The sequence below is a fragment of the Streptomyces sp. NPDC003697 genome (genome assembly GCF_053587115.1).
The window spans coordinates 14,183-29,218 of the sequence record NZ_JBSFNN010000042.1 but is presented as its reverse complement, the minus strand read 5'-3'; the positions used below and the strand labels follow the sequence as shown (position 1 = coordinate 29,218).

General features: G+C 73.4%; 16 protein-coding genes. 8 read left to right on the top strand and 8 right to left on the bottom strand.

Annotated elements, in window-relative coordinates; genetic code table 11:
- Positions 1-109 precede the first annotated feature (109 nt).
- Positions 110-1,117, top strand: coding sequence for a zinc-binding alcohol dehydrogenase family protein (locus tag ACWDNY_RS18385; RefSeq protein WP_451646824.1), 1,008 nt, complete (start codon positions 110-112; stop codon positions 1,115-1,117).
- Positions 1,118-1,244: 127 nt separating this feature from the next.
- Here ACWDNY_RS18385 and ACWDNY_RS18380 read toward each other — a convergent pair whose 3' ends face one another.
- A complete protein-coding gene (locus ACWDNY_RS18380; protein WP_451646800.1) occupies positions 1,245-1,727 on the bottom strand; it encodes a VOC family protein in 483 nt (160 codons plus the stop codon).
- A 259-nt stretch (positions 1,728-1,986) separates the two neighbouring features.
- Between ACWDNY_RS18380 and ACWDNY_RS18375 the strand changes: the two genes are divergently transcribed.
- On the top strand, positions 1,987-2,640 hold the full coding sequence (locus tag ACWDNY_RS18375; RefSeq protein ID WP_451646799.1) for an ATP-dependent Clp protease proteolytic subunit: 654 nt from the start codon (positions 1,987-1,989) through the stop codon (positions 2,638-2,640).
- Positions 2,641-2,642: 2 nt separating this feature from the next.
- Positions 2,643-3,245: a ClpP family protease gene (locus ACWDNY_RS18370; RefSeq protein ID WP_451646798.1), complete on the top strand. Its 603-nt coding sequence runs from the start codon at positions 2,643-2,645 to the stop codon at positions 3,243-3,245.
- A 184-nt stretch (positions 3,246-3,429) separates the two neighbouring features.
- Here the strand turns inward: ACWDNY_RS18370 and ACWDNY_RS18365 are convergent, their stop codons facing one another.
- Positions 3,430-3,909 carry a helix-turn-helix domain-containing protein gene (locus ACWDNY_RS18365; RefSeq protein ID WP_451646797.1) on the bottom strand — a complete coding sequence of 160 codons (480 nt, stop codon included), beginning with the start codon at positions 3,907-3,909 and terminating at the stop codon, positions 3,430-3,432.
- A gap of 474 nt (positions 3,910-4,383) precedes the next feature.
- Here ACWDNY_RS18365 and ACWDNY_RS18360 point away from each other — a divergent pair, with 474 nt between their 5' ends.
- Positions 4,384-5,265: an RNA polymerase sigma factor SigF gene (locus ACWDNY_RS18360; protein ID WP_451646796.1), complete on the top strand. Its 882-nt coding sequence runs from the start codon at positions 4,384-4,386 to the stop codon at positions 5,263-5,265.
- Positions 5,266-5,452: 187 nt separating this feature from the next.
- Here ACWDNY_RS18360 and ACWDNY_RS18355 read toward each other — a convergent pair whose 3' ends face one another.
- Positions 5,453-5,908 (bottom strand): ATP-binding protein, encoded by a 456-nt coding sequence (locus ACWDNY_RS18355; RefSeq protein ID WP_451646795.1) that lies wholly within the window; start codon positions 5,906-5,908, stop codon positions 5,453-5,455.
- A 226-nt stretch (positions 5,909-6,134) separates the two neighbouring features.
- Here ACWDNY_RS18355 and ACWDNY_RS18350 point away from each other — a divergent pair, with 226 nt between their 5' ends.
- Entirely contained in the window at positions 6,135-7,409 is a 1,275-nt protein-coding gene (locus tag ACWDNY_RS18350) for a streptophobe family protein (protein ID WP_451646794.1), read from the top strand.
- Positions 7,410-7,473: 64 nt separating this feature from the next.
- Here the strand turns inward: ACWDNY_RS18350 and ACWDNY_RS18345 are convergent, their stop codons facing one another.
- Positions 7,474-7,884 carry a hypothetical protein gene (locus tag ACWDNY_RS18345; protein WP_451646793.1) on the bottom strand — a complete coding sequence of 137 codons (411 nt, stop codon included), beginning with the start codon at positions 7,882-7,884 and terminating at the stop codon, positions 7,474-7,476.
- A gap of 313 nt (positions 7,885-8,197) precedes the next feature.
- Here ACWDNY_RS18345 and ACWDNY_RS18340 point away from each other — a divergent pair, with 313 nt between their 5' ends.
- Positions 8,198-8,581 (top strand): nuclear transport factor 2 family protein, encoded by a 384-nt coding sequence (locus ACWDNY_RS18340; protein ID WP_451646792.1) that lies wholly within the window; start codon positions 8,198-8,200, stop codon positions 8,579-8,581.
- A 274-nt stretch (positions 8,582-8,855) separates the two neighbouring features.
- Here ACWDNY_RS18340 and mgrA read toward each other — a convergent pair whose 3' ends face one another.
- Positions 8,856-9,848: an L-glyceraldehyde 3-phosphate reductase gene (gene mgrA / locus ACWDNY_RS18335; protein WP_451646823.1), complete on the bottom strand. Its 993-nt coding sequence runs from the start codon at positions 9,846-9,848 to the stop codon at positions 8,856-8,858.
- A gap of 155 nt (positions 9,849-10,003) precedes the next feature.
- Here mgrA and ACWDNY_RS18330 point away from each other — a divergent pair, with 155 nt between their 5' ends.
- On the top strand, positions 10,004-10,918 hold the full coding sequence (locus ACWDNY_RS18330) for a LysR family transcriptional regulator (RefSeq protein ID WP_451646791.1): 915 nt from the start codon (positions 10,004-10,006) through the stop codon (positions 10,916-10,918).
- A 77-nt stretch (positions 10,919-10,995) separates the two neighbouring features.
- Positions 10,996-11,511, top strand: coding sequence for a mycothiol transferase (locus ACWDNY_RS18325; protein ID WP_451646790.1), 516 nt, complete (start codon positions 10,996-10,998; stop codon positions 11,509-11,511).
- Here ACWDNY_RS18325 and ACWDNY_RS18320 read toward each other — a convergent pair.
- From ACWDNY_RS18320 to ACWDNY_RS18310, 3 genes are all read right to left on the bottom strand, one after another.
- The gene (locus tag ACWDNY_RS18320; protein WP_451646789.1) at positions 11,493-12,563 is read right to left on the bottom strand and encodes an adenosine deaminase; all 1,071 of its coding nucleotides are present in this window, start codon (positions 12,561-12,563) and stop codon (positions 11,493-11,495) included. The two genes, ACWDNY_RS18325 and ACWDNY_RS18320, sit on opposite strands and share 19 nt — an antisense overlap.
- Positions 12,564-12,673: 110 nt before the next feature.
- On the bottom strand, positions 12,674-13,078 hold the full coding sequence (locus tag ACWDNY_RS18315) for a VOC family protein (protein ID WP_451646788.1): 405 nt from the start codon (positions 13,076-13,078) through the stop codon (positions 12,674-12,676).
- Between the two features lie 459 nt (positions 13,079-13,537).
- Positions 13,538-14,905: a phospholipase gene (locus ACWDNY_RS18310; RefSeq protein WP_451646787.1), complete on the bottom strand. Its 1,368-nt coding sequence runs from the start codon at positions 14,903-14,905 to the stop codon at positions 13,538-13,540.
- Positions 14,906-15,036 lie beyond the last annotated feature (131 nt).

Here is a 15,036-nt window from a genome sequence, read left to right as displayed (position 1 = left end):
CGCGAACACCGTGCGCCGCGCCGAGGGCGACCGGGCAGCGGCGGCCACACTGGAAGGCGGACACGGGCGGCCGCGGAGGACGGGGCACGGTATGGCGGACGGCACGACGATGCGGGCGTGGGCGGTGACCACCCCCGGACCGGTGGAGCAGGATCCTCTCGAGCTGGTGACGAAGCCGGTCCCGGTGCCCGGGGACGACGAGCTGCTCGTGCACGTGCGGACGTGCGGGGTGTGCCGCACCGACCTGCACATCGCCGAGGGCGATCTGCCGGTGCGCCGGACGGGTGTCACGCCCGGGCACGAGGTCGTCGGGGTCGTCGCGGGCCTCGGCGCGGCGGTGACCGGTTTCCGGGCCGGTGACCGGGTGGGCGTGGCCTGGCTGAGGAGCACCGACGGCACCTGCGCGTACTGCGTCCGTGGCGCGGAGAACCTGTGCCCGTCGTCGCGGTACACCGGCTGGGACGCCGACGGCGGATACGCGGAGTACACCACCGTCCCCGCCGCCTTCGCCCACCGCCTGCCCGACGGCGTCGACGACGTCGCGGCGGCCCCGCTGCTGTGCGCGGGCATCATCGGTTACCGCGCGCTGAAGCGGGCGTCGCTGCCCCCAGGCGGGCGGCTCGGCCTGTACGGGTTCGGCGGCAGCGCTCACCTGTGCGCACAGCTGGCGCTCGCCCAGGGAGCCACGGTGCACGTGCTGACCCGGGGTGCGGCCGCACGGCGACTGGCCCTGGACCTGGGGGCCGCCTCGGCCGGGGACGCCTACGCGCCGCCGCCGGAGCCGCTGGACAGCGCGATCCTGTTCGCCCCGGTGGGCGACCTGGTCCCCGTGGCGCTGCGGGCCCTGGACCGCGGCGGCGTCCTGGCGGTCGCCGGGATCCACCTGAGCGACGTCCCGCCCCTGCGCTACGAGAGCGAGCTCTTCTACGAGAAGGAGCTGCGCAGCGTCACCGCGAACACGCGCGAGGACGCCCGGGAGTTCCTGGCGCTGGCCGCCCGGCACGGCGTGCGTGCCACCACGCACACGTATCCGCTCTCGCAGGCGCGGCAGGCCCTGAGGGATCTGAAGGCGGGCCGCTTCGACGGGGCCGCGGTCCTGGTCAACGACCTGTCCTGACCGGTCACGACCGTCCGGCTTCGCGGTCCTTCAGGGGGCACGCGCGATCCCGGTCCCGGGCCGCCTGCCGCCGGAGTCCGCCCGGCCGGCTCCCCCTCGGCGGGCGGGCCTGCCGGGCGGTCCGCCGTCACTCCCCCGCGTACGCCTTCCTCAGGGCGGCGATGTCCAGCTTGCCCATCGCGAGCATCGCGCGCGTGGTACGGGCCGCCTTCCCGGGGTCCGCATCGCTGATCATGTCGACGAGGCCGTCCGGGATCACCTGCCAGGAGACGCCGTACCGGTCCTTGAGCCAGCCGCAGGGCCCGGGCTCGCCGCCGCCCTCGGTGAGCCTGCTCCAGTAGTGGTCGACCTCCTCCTGGTCCGCGCAGTGGATCTGGAAGGAGATGGCCTCGTTGAACCGGAACTGCGGTCCGCCGTTCAGCGCGGCGAACCGGTGGCCGTTGGCCGTGAACTCGACGACGACCACCGAGCCGGCGGGCCCGGGACCGGCCTCGGTGGAGCGGCTGATCCGTCCGATGCGGGAGTTCTTGAAGACGGAGACGTAGAAGTGGGCGGCCTCCTCGGCCTGGCCGTCGAACCAGAGACACGTCGTGAATCCCTCAGCCGGCATGTGAACCTCCTGGAGCGTGGAACGCGGTCACCGGTGTCGACTGCCGCGCGGCCCGGAACTCATCGGTCGCGCCGGACATTCGTCGCCTGCGAGGACCGGGACGGACTCGGCCGCCGCTTCCGGGCCCCGGCGACGCTCTGCCCGCGGCGAATCTGCCGCGGGCAGAGAGATCCCCGCGCCCCCGGATTCCCCGCCCAGAGTGGGCACAGCGGCGAGCACGCCGCGTCCGATCGCCTCGACCACTCGACGAGGAGCGCCGATGCACCCACTCACCGCCGGCCGTCCGCCGGTCCCGCAACCGCGGGCCGAGGACGGCGACACCCCTGCGACCCGTTTCGACGACCACCTGGCCGCCCAGCTGCTCGACCAGCGGATCGTGCTGCTGGGCACCCAGGTCGACGAGGTGTCCGCGAACCGGGTCTGCGCCCAGCTGCTGATCCTGTCGGCGGAGGACCCGCGGACCGACATCAGCCTGTTCATCAACAGCCCCGGCGGCTCGGTGCACGCGGGCCTCGCCATCTACGACACCATGCGGCTCGTCCCGAACGACGTCTCGACCCTCGCGATGGGCTTCGCCGCCAGCATGGGCCAGTTCCTGCTCGGTGTCGGCGCGCCCGGCAAGCGGTTCGCGCTGCCCAACGCGCGGATCATGATGCACCAGCCGTCGGCCGGCATCGGTGGTACGACCGCGGACGTCGAGATCCAGGCGGAGAACCTGGAGTTCACCAAGCGGACCATCGAGCGGATCACCGCGGAGCACACCGGTCAGAGCCCGGAGACCATCGCCCGGGACGGCGACCGCGACCGGTGGTTCACCGCCGAGGAGGCCAGGGAGTACGGCATCGTGGACCGGGTGGTGGAGTCCTTCGCCGACGTCCGCCCGGCCGCCACCCGGCGACGGATGGGGCTGTAGTCATGGGGACGTACACGATTCCGAACGTCGTCGAGCGCACACCGCAGGGCGAGCGGTCCTACGACGTGTTCAGCCGGCTGCTGTCGGAGCGGATCATCTTCCTCGGCACCGAGATCGACGACGGTGTCGCCAATGTGATCATCGCTCAGCTCCTGCACCTGGAGTCGGCGGCACCGGAACAGGAGATCGCGGTCTACATCAACTCCCCCGGCGGCTCGTACACCTCGCTGATGGCGATCTACGACACAATGACGTTCGTGCAAGCGCCGATCTCCACCTTCTGCGTCGGACAGGCCGCCTCGACGGCGGCGGTGCTGCTGGCCGGCGGGGACCCCGGGCGGCGGTTCGTCCTGGAGCACGCGCGCGTGCTGCTCGGGCAGCCGGCGAGCGGAGGCCGGCAGGGCACGGTGTCGGACCTGGCGCTCCAGGCCAAGGAGATGGTCCGGATCCGCGGCCAGGTGGAGGAGGTGCTCTCCCGCCACACCCACCACGACGTGGCGGCCCTGCGCGCCGACATGGACCGCGACAAGGTGTTCAGCGCGCCGGAGGCCGTGGCGTACGGGCTGGCGGACGAGGTGCTGAGCCGACGCCTCGCGACCGTCTGAGACACCGGCCCGCGCGGAGCACCGTGCCGCATGCCCAGCGCGGCACCGGGCCGGACGGCGGCGGGCCGGACATGGTGCCCCACCGGCTCGGCCGGGGGCGGTGGCACCGGGCCGGACGGGGGCGGCGGCACCGAACGGGGGCGGGCCGGGCGTGATGCCCGGCCCGCGCGCGGACGCCGGGTCGTCAGGCGGCCAGGCAGAGTCCGTCGCGGCGCGGGGCGGAGGTGCCACGGCCGCGGACGGCCGTCCGGCTCGTGAGCCGGACGAGTTCCCCCTGCGCCAGGGCCAGCAGGTCGCCGAGGCCGAGCCCGAGGGCGCGGGCGGCCGCCGCGAGGACCTCCGAGGAGGCCTCCTTGCGGCCCCGCTCGATCTCCGACAGGTACGGCATGGAGATCCTGGCCGCGTCGGCGACGTCCTTCAGCGTGCGCTTCTGGGCGAGGCGCCGGCGCCGCAGGACGTCGCCGACGAGGTCGCGCCAGAGGGGTTCCCGCACGGCGGGGGGCCGCCCGGACCCGGCGGGCGCGGGGGCGGGCCGGCGAGTGGCGGGCGCGGTTCCCGGAGGGCCGGACGCGGTGCGGTCGGACGCTGGGCGGGCGGTCCCCGGATGCGCGGCCGGCGGGCGCAGGGGGACGACGGGGGCTTGGTTCGGCGCTTGGTCGGTCACCCGCTTCAGACTAGGAGCCAGGGACGGCGGCGGAAGGGGTTGGCGTTCCGCCCTCGGTGAATTCCGTTCCGAGGGCCGCCCGCACGACCGGGGCCCGCACGACCCGCCGGGCTGTCCGGACGTCCGGTCCCGACGCGGCTTGCCTCCGCCGCGGGCGCCGCGTCAGGCGCACCGCGCAGGGGCCGGCCGGGGCCGGTGCCGCCCCGATCCGGCGCCTCCGGCGTGGGTCCCCTCCGCCGTCGGCTTCCGCGGTCGCCCCGGTCGCGGTCCGCCGCCGGCTCCGCGGTCGGTCACGGCTCCCGCACGCGTGTCCGGAGGAGCCGGGAAATCCCGCACGTCGGCAGGCATACCGCCGGGCGAACCGGGTACATGCGCCGTCGCGGGCCGGGCCGGCGCGGACACGCACGACCGGACGCGTCAGGAACACAAGCCGGCGACGCCGAACCGTGACGTACGTGGGAGAGGTACCAGGTAATGGACACCGCGATCCGCTCTGAGGCCGAGGTCGAGGAGACCCAGGGGACCCGGACGGGTCACGGACCGTCGCCGGACGTCGCCGACCCGCGGACGGTCGCTCCGCGGGACGCCCGGGAACTGTCCCGCCACTTCTTCCAGCGCCTGACGGAACTCGAGGAGGGCACGCACGAGCACCAGTACGCCCGCAACACGCTGATCGAGATGAACATGTCGCTCGTGCGGTTCGCGGCCGGCCGGTTCCGCAACCGCGGCGACGACATGGAGGACATCGTCCAGACCGGCATGATCGGCCTGATCAAGGCGATCGACCGGTTCGAGCTCTCGCGCGAGGTGGAGTTCACCTCGTTCGCGCTGCCGTACATCGTCGGCGAGATCAAGCGGTTCTTCCGTGACACGACATGGGCGGTGCACGTGCCGCGGCGGCTGCAGGAGCTGCGGGTGGAGCTGGCCAGGGCGCGCGAGGAGCTTTCCAGCCGTCTCGACCGCGATCCGACGGTCGCCGAGCTGGCCACCCTCATGAACCTGTCCGAGGACCAGGTGGTCGAGGCGCAGATCGCGTCCAACGGTTACAACTCCGCGTCGCTGGACGCCGCCCTCACCGGCGACGGCGCCGAGGACGGCGAGGCCGTGCTCGCCGACTTCATCGGCGTCGAGGAGGAGGGCATCGGGCTCGTCGAGGACTTCCACGCCCTCGCGCCGCTGCTCGCCGAGCTCAGCGAGCGGGACCGGCAGATCATCCATCTCCGTTTCGTCGAGGAGGCCACCCAGGCGGAGATCGGCGAACGGCTCGGCTGCTCGCAGATGCACGTGTCCCGTCTGATCAAGCGCATCATCACCCAGCTGCGCAACGGCATGCTGGGCGAGCTCGGCTGCGCCTGACATCCCCGCCGGGCCGCGCCCGGCACTCGTGAGGACCGCAAGGGAAGCCGCCCCACGCTCGGCCGTGGACGGCTTCCACGTTCCCGGCGGCCAGGAACAGGGTGGGCCACTCGGGCGCGGGCGGACGGACAGCACAACGACGCGTCCCGCTTCGACCGGGACGCGGCAGGAGAGAGGGATCAGAGGCTCAGGTCCGCCTGAGGGCCACCACGGCGCGCACCCGCTTGCCCACCGGAACGCGCTCGACCGTCACGGCGGACGCCAGCGCGTGCACGATCTCCAGGCCGTGACGGCCCACGCGCTGCGGGTCCCGTGGGAAGCGCCGGGGCACGGCGGGGCTGCTGTCGTAGACGGACACGGTCACCGCGCCGTCCGTCCCCTCCAGCTCCAGGATGTAGGGCCCGTTGCTGTGCCGGTCCGCGTTGGTGACCAGTTCGCTCACCACCAGGAGCACTTCCTCGCCGGCCATGCGGTCGACGTCCGCGCACCACTCGGTCCGGAGCTGCTCGAGGAAGAACGTGGTGAACGACCGCGCCTCGGCGATGCATCCAGGTGCCCCCGTGTAGTGCGTCGTCCGCCGAAGCGGTTCCACGGGGACGTCGAAACCAGTCGGTATCACTGCCCCGTCCAGGTGCTCGATCATGCGTGTCTCTCTCGGAAGCCGGTGTGGCCGGACGCTCCTGCCCCGGTGCTCGTACCCCGAGCCGGTCTCCCCACTCCCGGTCGGCCGGTGTGACCTTCGCCCCCTTTTTCAGGACACCGGCGAGGCCGCGGGACACCGGCGCGATCCGGCAGCCGCCAGCGCGGTCGCGGCACCGCGCCGCGCGCTGTTCCACCGGGGAGCACAGGACAGCCCTTAGCGTGGCGGCGTGAGCCCGCGAAGCCCGTCCGTGCTGCCGGAGCCCCGTCACGGCTGGGCGCAGGCCGCGGGGACGGTCCTGGCCGGGCTGGCCGCCATGGGGCTGGTCGCCGCACTCGGGCTGTGGGCGGCCGGTGCCGCGGACCTGCCCGACCGGGCCTTCCCCCGGGTGGTCGCCGCGACCGTGGTGACGGCGGTCGGCGGCAGCGTGGAGCTGTCGGGGAACGCCGGTTCCCTCGCCGCGGCGCACGCCGATGTCACGGTGATGCCTCTGTCCGTCACGCTGGCCGGGGCGCTCGTGGTCGCCCGGGGCTTCCTGCGTCCGCTGCGCCGCCGGGCGGCCGCCGGGGTGCGGGAGCCGGCCGGCTGGGCGGCCCGGATCGCCGTGCTGTGGCTGCTCGCGCTCGTCGGTCTGGCCCTCGGGGCCCGCCAGACGTTCGCCGTCGACCCCCGCAACGGGCTGCTCGGGGACATCGGCGACTTCGCCGGTATCGCGCCGCGGGTCGGCTTCACCACGAACGTGGCGCTGACCGTGGTGTTCGGGCTGCTGTGGCTGGCGGGGGTCATGGTCGTGGCCCTGCTGGCCGCCCGCGGGGCGCCGCTGCCGACGCGGCTGCGGACCGCGGCGGGTCCGGCGGCGTACGCCATGGTCGTCCTGCTGCTCGCGTACGCGGCCCTGGGCGTCGTCGTCGCGCTCGTCACGGCGGTCACCCGCGGGCATCCCGCCCAGACGTTCGCGGTGATCCTGCTCGGCCTGCCGAACCTCGCCTGGCCCGCCCTCACCGTCGGCCTGGGCGCCGCCTGGCACGGCAGGGTGGACGGCCCGTTCGGCCTGCCCATGCCCCAGCTGCTGGACGAGGTGCTGCGCAGCCCGGACGTCTCCACGATCGACCTGTCCACGCTCGCCGCGCACGACGCCAGGGTGTGGTGGCTGGTCGTGGCGGACGTGGTGCTCCTGTCGGCCGCCGCCTTCCTGACGGCGGTGCGGTCACCGGCCGTGGTGCGCGCCTGGCGGCACGCCCTGCGCATGGCCGTCGCCCTGGCCGTGACGGTGCTGACGGTATGTCTGGTCGGCAGAATCTCCGCCCACTACGGGCTGTCGTTGCTCGGCATCGGTGATCTGGGCGGCGGTCTGTCCGGGGAACTGCTGCTGTGGCCCCAGACCGGAGGCGCACTGGGCCTGGCCCTGCTGTGGGGGCTGGTCACCGGCTTCCTCGGAGCGCTCCCGGCCCGGCGGGTGCACCGGCGGGGTGAGGCCGGGACGTCCCTGGGTGGGATTCGTTAGGGGATTGCGCACCCCGCCGGTGCCCGACGACGGAGTTCCGGCGGCCGGAAGTCCCGGCGACCGGTCAGCCCACCGGCAGGACGAGCGCGGGCAGGGTCCGCTGCATGCGCAGCGCGTCCACGGACTCGGCAAGGAGTTCGTACTCGGTGGTCTCGTCGCCGGCGGCGATCCGCACCAGCCGCCCGCCCGCCAGCTCGTCCGCCACCAGCTCCTGCTGAACGAGGTCGGCGGACCAGTTACGCAGGATGGCGGGCACGTCGGGGACGTTGTCGGGGACCGGGGTCAGGGCGCCCGGCGGCACGTACGGGGTGTCGGGACTCGGATCGAGCCGCTCGGCGATCCAGCAGGCCCGGTCGCGCAGCCACCACAGGGCCAGGGCCAGCGTGGGCGCCCGGTAGGTGCCGAGCGGTACGCCGATACGACGGCCGTCGCACACACCGTACGCGGTGACATGGCACAGGAATTCGTCGTGCACTGCTCCAACCCCCGTTGTGTGTTCTCGGTTGCCGGCCGTGCCTCGCTTTCCTTACGGATGCTGGGCGAGGAAAGTGCCCTCGACCTTCGAGTATGTTGACTCGTGAAACAGTGTCACCATGAATTTCCGGCCACTTCGTCGGCATATTCACGCCGCTTCATGGCCGAAATCAGGCGCATTCCAGGTCGCGTGGGCATTACCCCCCTGGTAATCGACCTCCGCCGCGGGTCCGGGCATGGTGGTCGCACCGGGTTGCCGAGACGGGGATCCGGCTCCCGACCAGCACGCTGACCTCGATGGAGGCTGATTCACCATGTCCGCGCAGACCGACCGTCACGACCGTGCCGTCGCCCGCTATTTCGAGGCCTGGAACGCCCGCGGAACGGAGACGCTGACGAAAACGGTGGCCGCCGCCTTCACACCGGACGGCTCCTACACCGACCCGCTCGCCGACGTCCGCGGGCACGAGCAGATCGCGGCCGTGATCTCCGCGGCCCAGGAGCAGTTCCCGGGTTTCTCCTTCCGGCTCAACGGCGTCGTGGACGGCCACCACGACACGGCGCGGTTCTCCTGGGAACTGGTGAGCGAGGCGGACGGTACGGCGCCGGTGGCCGGGTCCGACGTGATCACCCTGGACGGCGAGGGGCGGATCCGGACGGTGCTCGGCTTCCTGGACCGGGTGCCGGCCGGCGCCTGAGCGGCGCGGGCGACGAGCCCCGCCGCTCACGGCGGTCCGAGGGCTGACGGACCAGCGGGACCGCCGCGAGCGGAAGACCGACGCCGACCGCCCCGCAACCGGCAGCCACCGACCCCGCCCCGGAGACCGTCCGTCTCGCCGAGCGGCTCCGGGTGCCCCACTCGGACGGCGGGGCGTTCGCGGGGCGCGGCCGCGGCGGGGCGGCCGGGCGCTCTCGCCGCGGGCCGGGGCTGTCACCGGCCGGGCTGGTGGCCGGGGGTGGGGCGACGGCTGCCTACGGCTGGACGATCGCGTCGATGCGCGTGAGTTCGTCCGCGTCGAAGTGCAGGTTGCGGGTGGCCGCCACGCTGTCCTCCAGTTGCCGCGGGCTGCTCGCGCCGACGAGGGCGGAGGTCACGCGGCCGCCGCGCAGGACCCAGGCCAGGGCCATCTGGGCCAGGGACTGACCGCGGGACGCGGCGATCTCGTTCAGGGCGCGCAGCCGGCCCACGAGCTCCCCGGTCACCGCGTCGGAGTGCAGGAAGGGGCTGTCGCTCGCGGCCCGCGAGTCCTCGGGGATGCCGTCGAGGTAGCGGGCGGTCAGCAGGCCCTGCTCCAGCGGGGAGTAGGCGATGGAGCCGACGCTCAGCTCGTCCAGGGCGTCGAGCAGGCCCTCCTCCTCGGGGCGGCGGTCGAGCATCGAGTAGCGCGGCTGGTGGATGAGCAGCGGGGTGCCGAGCTCGCCGAGCATGCGCGCGCCCTCTCGGGTCTGCTCCGCGGAGTAGTTGGAGACGCCGACGTAGAGGGCCTTGCCCTGCTGCACCGCGGAGTGCAGGGCGCCCATCGTCTCCTCCAGCGGGGTCTCCGGGTCCGGGCGGTGGGAGTAGAAGACGTCGACGTGGTCGACGCCCATCCGCTTCAGGCTCTGGTCGAGCGAGGACAGCACGTACTTGCGGGAGCCCCACTCGCCGTACGGGCCGGGCCACATCAGGTGACCGGCCTTGGTGGATATCACCAGCTCGTCGCGGTACCGCGCGAAGTCGGCCCGCAACGCCTCGCCAAGGGCGGACTCGGCGGCACCGGGCGGCGGGCCGTAGTTGTTGGCCAGGTCGAAGTGGGTGACGCCCAGGTCGAAGGCACGGCGCAGGATCGACCGCCGGGTCTCGGCCGGGCGGTCCGGGCCGAAGTTGTGCCACAGGCCGAGGGACAGCGCGGGAAGCTTCAGGCCACTGCGTCCGGTGCGTCGGTAGGGCATGTCCGCGTAACGGTCGGGGTGGGCGGTGTACAACACGTCTCCTGGGGGTCGGCACGGTACTGACCGGTCGCACGTGACCCGGTGGCCGGTGGGCGCGGGTCACGGAACCGTGCCCCACTCTGGCGCGGCCCGGGGGCAGCGGTCCAACAGGAGAATCCGATGCGATTCAGCGGTTAGGCTTCTCAGTCATGGAACTGCGCCACCTCCAGCACTTCGTCGCGGTCGCCGAGGACCAGCACTTCACCCGGGCGGCGGAACGCCTCATGGTGTCGCAGTCGGGCCTGTCGGCCTCGATCCGGGCGCTGGAGCGGGAGTTGCAGACGCCGCTGTTCGTGCGCACCACCCGCCGCGTGACGCTGACGGAGGCCGGACGGGCGCTGCTGCGCGAGGCGGAGCGCATCCTCGCGCAGGTGCGGGCGGCCCACGAGGCGGTGGCCGCGGTCCAGGGCGTGCTGCGTGGCACCCTCTCCCTGGGCACCGAGCAGTGCATCGCGGGGGTGCACGTGGCCGGGCTGCTGGCCGCGTTCCGGCGCCGCCACCCGGACGTGGAGATACGGCTGCGCCAGGCCGGCTCCGGGGCGCTGGCGGAGGAGGTCACGGCAGGGCGGCTGGACCTGGCGTTCGCCTACCGGACGCAGGCGGACACGGACCAGCTCCGATCGGTGTCGCTGACCAGCGAGCCGATGACGGTCCTGTGCCATCCGGACCACCGGCTGGCCGCGGCGGGCGCGGTACTGGCCCCCGAGGACCTGAGCGGCGAGGTCTTCGTCGACTTCCATCCGGACTGGGGTCCGCGGCGCGCCACGGACGCCGCCTTCTCGGCCGCCGGCGTCCTGCGCTCGGTCGCCCTGGAGGTGAACGACGTGCACAGCCTCCTCGACCTGGTCGACGAGAACCTCGGTGTCGCCGTCGTCCCCCGGCACTTCCGGCACAAGCGCCCGTCGCTGACCGCGCTGCCGCTCAAGGGCACCGGCGACACCGAGTACGAGACCGTCGCCCTGCTGCCGCCGGAGCAGGCCACCAGCCCGGCGGCCCGCGCACTGGTCGGCCTGCTCGGACAGGGGCGCCCGGCGCCGTCCGGCGAGGGGGCGTCCCCGCGCTGACCCGGCGGGTGCCGCCGGACCGTCGCGGAGGCGGGGTTGCGGACGCGGGACGGCCGGCGATGCGCCATGGTGGACGCATGCATGCGAAGGACATCCTCATCGAGGGCTACGGCCGCATCCGGGAAGAAGTCCATGCCGCCGTCGACGGCCTGACGCCCGAAGAGCTCAACGACCGTCCCGCCGCCGGCGCGAACTCCGTCGCCTGGCTGGTCTGGCATCTCACCCGGGTCCAGGACGACCATGTCGCCGACGCCTTCGGTCTCGACCAGGTGTGGCTGGCCCAGGGCTGGGAGAAGCGCTTCGGGCTGGGCCTGGACCGTCACGACACCGGCTACGGGCACACCGCCGCGAAGGTCGCCGAGGTGCGGGTCGACTCCGCCGACCTGCTCACCGGCTACTACGACGCGGTACACGAACAGACCCTCGGCGCCCTGCGCGGCCTGACCGCGAAGGACCTCGACCGCGTCGTCGACGAGCGCTGGGACCCACCGGTCACTCTCGGGGTGCGCCTGGTCAGCGTCCTGTCCGACGATCTTCAGCACGTCGGACAGGCCGCCTACGTCAAAGGGCTCCTTCAGAGCGCGGCCTCGTAGCCCGGCAGGACGACGTCGCGCAGGAGGGCGTTGCGCTCGTCGAACGGGATGAAGGCGCTCTTGACGGCGTTGACCGTGACCGTGCGCAGGTCCGCCACCGTCCAGCCGGCCTCCTCCACCAGCTGGGACATCTCGCGGGTCATCGTCGTGCCGGACACCAGCCGGTTGTCGGTGTTGAGGGTGACCCGGAAGCCGAGGTCCTTCAGGGCGGTGATCGGGTGCTCGGCGATGGAGGTGGCGGCGCCGGTCTGCAGGTTGGAGGTCGGGCACATCTCCAGTGCGATGCGGCGGTCGCGCACCCAGGCGGCCAGCCGGCCCAGCTTGCCGTCCACGATGTCGTCGGTGATGCGCACGCCGTGCCCGACGCGCTGGGCCCCGCACACCTGGAGGGCCTGGTGGATGCTGGGCAGTCCGTGCGCCTCGCCGGCGTGGATGGTGAAGGGGACGTTCTCGCGGCGCAGGTGCTCGAAGGCGGCCAGGTGGTCGGCGGGCGGGAAGCCGTCCTCGGCGCCGGCGATGTCGAAACCGACGACACCGGCGTCACGGTGGGCGACCGCGAGGTCGGCGATCTCACGGCTGCGGTCGAACATCCGCATGCCGCACAGCAGCGTGCCGACCCGGACCGGGGTGCCGGCGGCGGCGGCCTTCGCCGTTCCTGCGGCCAGACCCTCCTGCACGGTCTCGACGACCTCGTCCAGGGTCAGGCCGCCCTGCAGCATCAGCTCCGGGGCGTAGCGCACCTCGCCGTACACGACGCCGTCCGCGGCGAGGTCGAGGACGTACTCCTCGGCGGTGCGGAGCAGGCCCTCGCGGGTCTGCATCACGGCGAGGGTGTGCTCGAAGGTGGCGATGTAGCGCACGAGGTCGCCGGAGTTGGCGGCGTCGTAGTACCAGGCGGCCAGCTCACCGGGGTCGGTGGTGGGCAGCCGGTGGCCGGCCGCGTCGGCGAGTTCGACGACCGTGGCGGGGCGCAGGCCGCCGTCGAGGTGGTCGTGCAGCACGGCCTTGGGGAGCCGGCGGAGCGTGTCGGTGTCGATGCGGGGCGCGGTCATGAGCGGGTGTTCCTCGGCAGACGGGTCTCGGGTGGGGTGGTCGGCAGGGCGGGGCCGGGCTGCGGGCGGGCGGCCCGTTTCCGGGGGCGGCTGGTGCGGCCGGCCGGGGGTCAGCCGACGGGCTGGAGCAGGTCCCAGCGGTTGCCGTACAGGTCCTGGAAGACCGCGACCGTGCCGTACGGCTCGTGGCGCGGCTCCTCCAGGAAGGTCACGCCGGCGGCGCGCATACGGGCGTGGTCACGGGCGAAGTCGTCGGTGTGCAGGAAGAAACCGACGCGTCCACCGGTCTGGTCGCCCACGCGGGCGTGCTGGGCGCCGTCCTTGGCGCGGGCGAGCAGCAGCCCGGGACCGGCTGCGGCGCCCTCGCCGTGCGGGTCCGGCCCGACGACGACCCAGCGGGAGCCGTCGGGGCGCGGGACGTCCTCGACGAGCCGGAAGCCGAGCGCCTCGGTGTAGAACCGGATCGCCTCGTCGTAGTCGTCGACGACGAGGGTGACCAGGGCGATGCGTCTCATCGGGGCCTTTCGGAACGGGCGGCCGTCGGGTGAATGTCGGGTGAGGTTATACGTAAAACCTCTCGTGCGCCAATCAGCGGTGGGAGGTGTCAACGACCGCCGCCCGACCTACGACGCCGACGCGGCCGGTGCTTCCTGGGCGGCCACGGTGGCGTTCCTCCACCGGCACCTGGGCTGACCTCCGGGCCCCACGCCGGCACGGCCCCGACGTCGCCCGCCGGGCCACCCCCCGCACCCCCCGGGGCCGGGGCCCCGGACGGGCCCCGGCCCCGGGGGTGGACGGCCCGGAGGGCGGACGGGCGGCTCAGGCCCCGGCCCGGCGACGGACGGCCCGGAGGGCGGACGGGCGGCTCAAGGGGCGGGCGACCCGGAGTCGGCCGCGCAGCCCGAGAACGACCTGCGTGCGGCCTCTCCCCTCGATGACCGCCCGTAACCCCGGGTGGTCCGCCCTGGGCTGTCTCAGGGATAGGTGTACGTGTTGAGTGTGGCGACCGCGGACGCCGGGTCACCGAGGTCGTAGCGGTCCACGGCGAGGAAGCTGGGCTTCTTGCGGGCCGCGGGGCGGCAGAACCGCTCGGCCCGGTCGGCGAGTTTGCCGTTGTCGGTCCGCGCGGTGGCGGAGACCGTGACGTCCCGGAAGTGGTTCATCACGAACAGCGGGCGGAAGCCGGGCTCGGTGTGCGTCAGCGGGATGTTCGTGCCCGCGTCGTACCACCGGCTGTAGCAGGACCAGTCGGAGGAGCCGAGACCCGAGCCCATCGACCAGTAGTTCTCGACCGTCCACTCCCGCTGGTACATGACGCCGAAGCTGTCCCGCGTGAGACCGGCCGCCTCGTCGGCGGAGCGGCTGTGGTCGGTGAAGACGAGCAGACGCCGGCCGGTGGCGGTGAGGTCGGCCAGCCTCGGCCATCCGTTCTGCCGGACTCCGGTGAGGTCGGGCCGGTAGAGCAGGTCCGACAGGCCGTCGACGCGGGACAGTTCGGCCCGCAGGACGCCGGGGTCGACGTAGTCCTCCAGGAAGACGGTGACGAACTGATCGGGGTGCGCCTTCAGGAAGCTCACGATCCGCTGGAGGTCGACCCACAGCGCGACCGGCCGGCTGACCAGGGTGCAGCTGTCGTGGCAGAGGATCGCGCCGTCCGGGGTCTGGTGGATGTCCAGCATGAACCCCCGCACGCCGTCGGAGAGTTGCTGCTCGATACCGCGGGCCTGGTTCGGGGCGAGGTCGACGAACGGCGGGGCGAAGCCGCCGTCGACGCCGTTCGCGTAGGCGTTGTGGGTGGTGAGGAACGTGACCTGGTCGAGGGTGCGCCGGTCCGCCGGCGGCATGGGGGACGTCGCCGGCGTCACCGGGGTCAGGTACCAGGTGGCGAGCGCGCCCGCCGCGCCGACGGCCAGTTGTGCGGGGTAGTTGCCGCCCGAGGGCTGGGCGGCGACGGTCAGACGGCGGTCGGTCCCGGGGGCGGCGAGCGTGTACCGGTCGGATCCGGACGGGCTGATGTCCCAGGCCGCCTCGGGGGTCGTGCAGGCGACGATGCGGGCCTGGTCGCCGGAGCGGCCGAGACAGCTCCCCGCCGTGTCGGCGCTCTCCAGGACGTACGACGATCCGCTCGCCCGGAGGGTCCACCGCTGGTGGTCCTCGTCGCCCTTGGGCCGGTGCTGTTCCACGGTGCCCTGGACGGCGGCCGCGTTGAGGCCGGTCGTCGCGCTCTGCAGGTAGTACGCTCCGGCGGACGGAACAGCCGTCGCGGCGCCGGCGGGTAAGGGCGCCACGACGGAGGCTGCCAGCGCGGCGGCCGTGGCGAACAGGGCGTGGGGAGTGCGCATAGGGTGTGCCCTTCGTGCGTCCGATGGTCAGGTGCATGACACCATGGCGCACGAGCGGGCATCAGCGGGAGAGGGCGCGTACCGGTCAATGGCCGGTACACCTCTGCCCTTTCGGATGGCCGGTCCGGCAG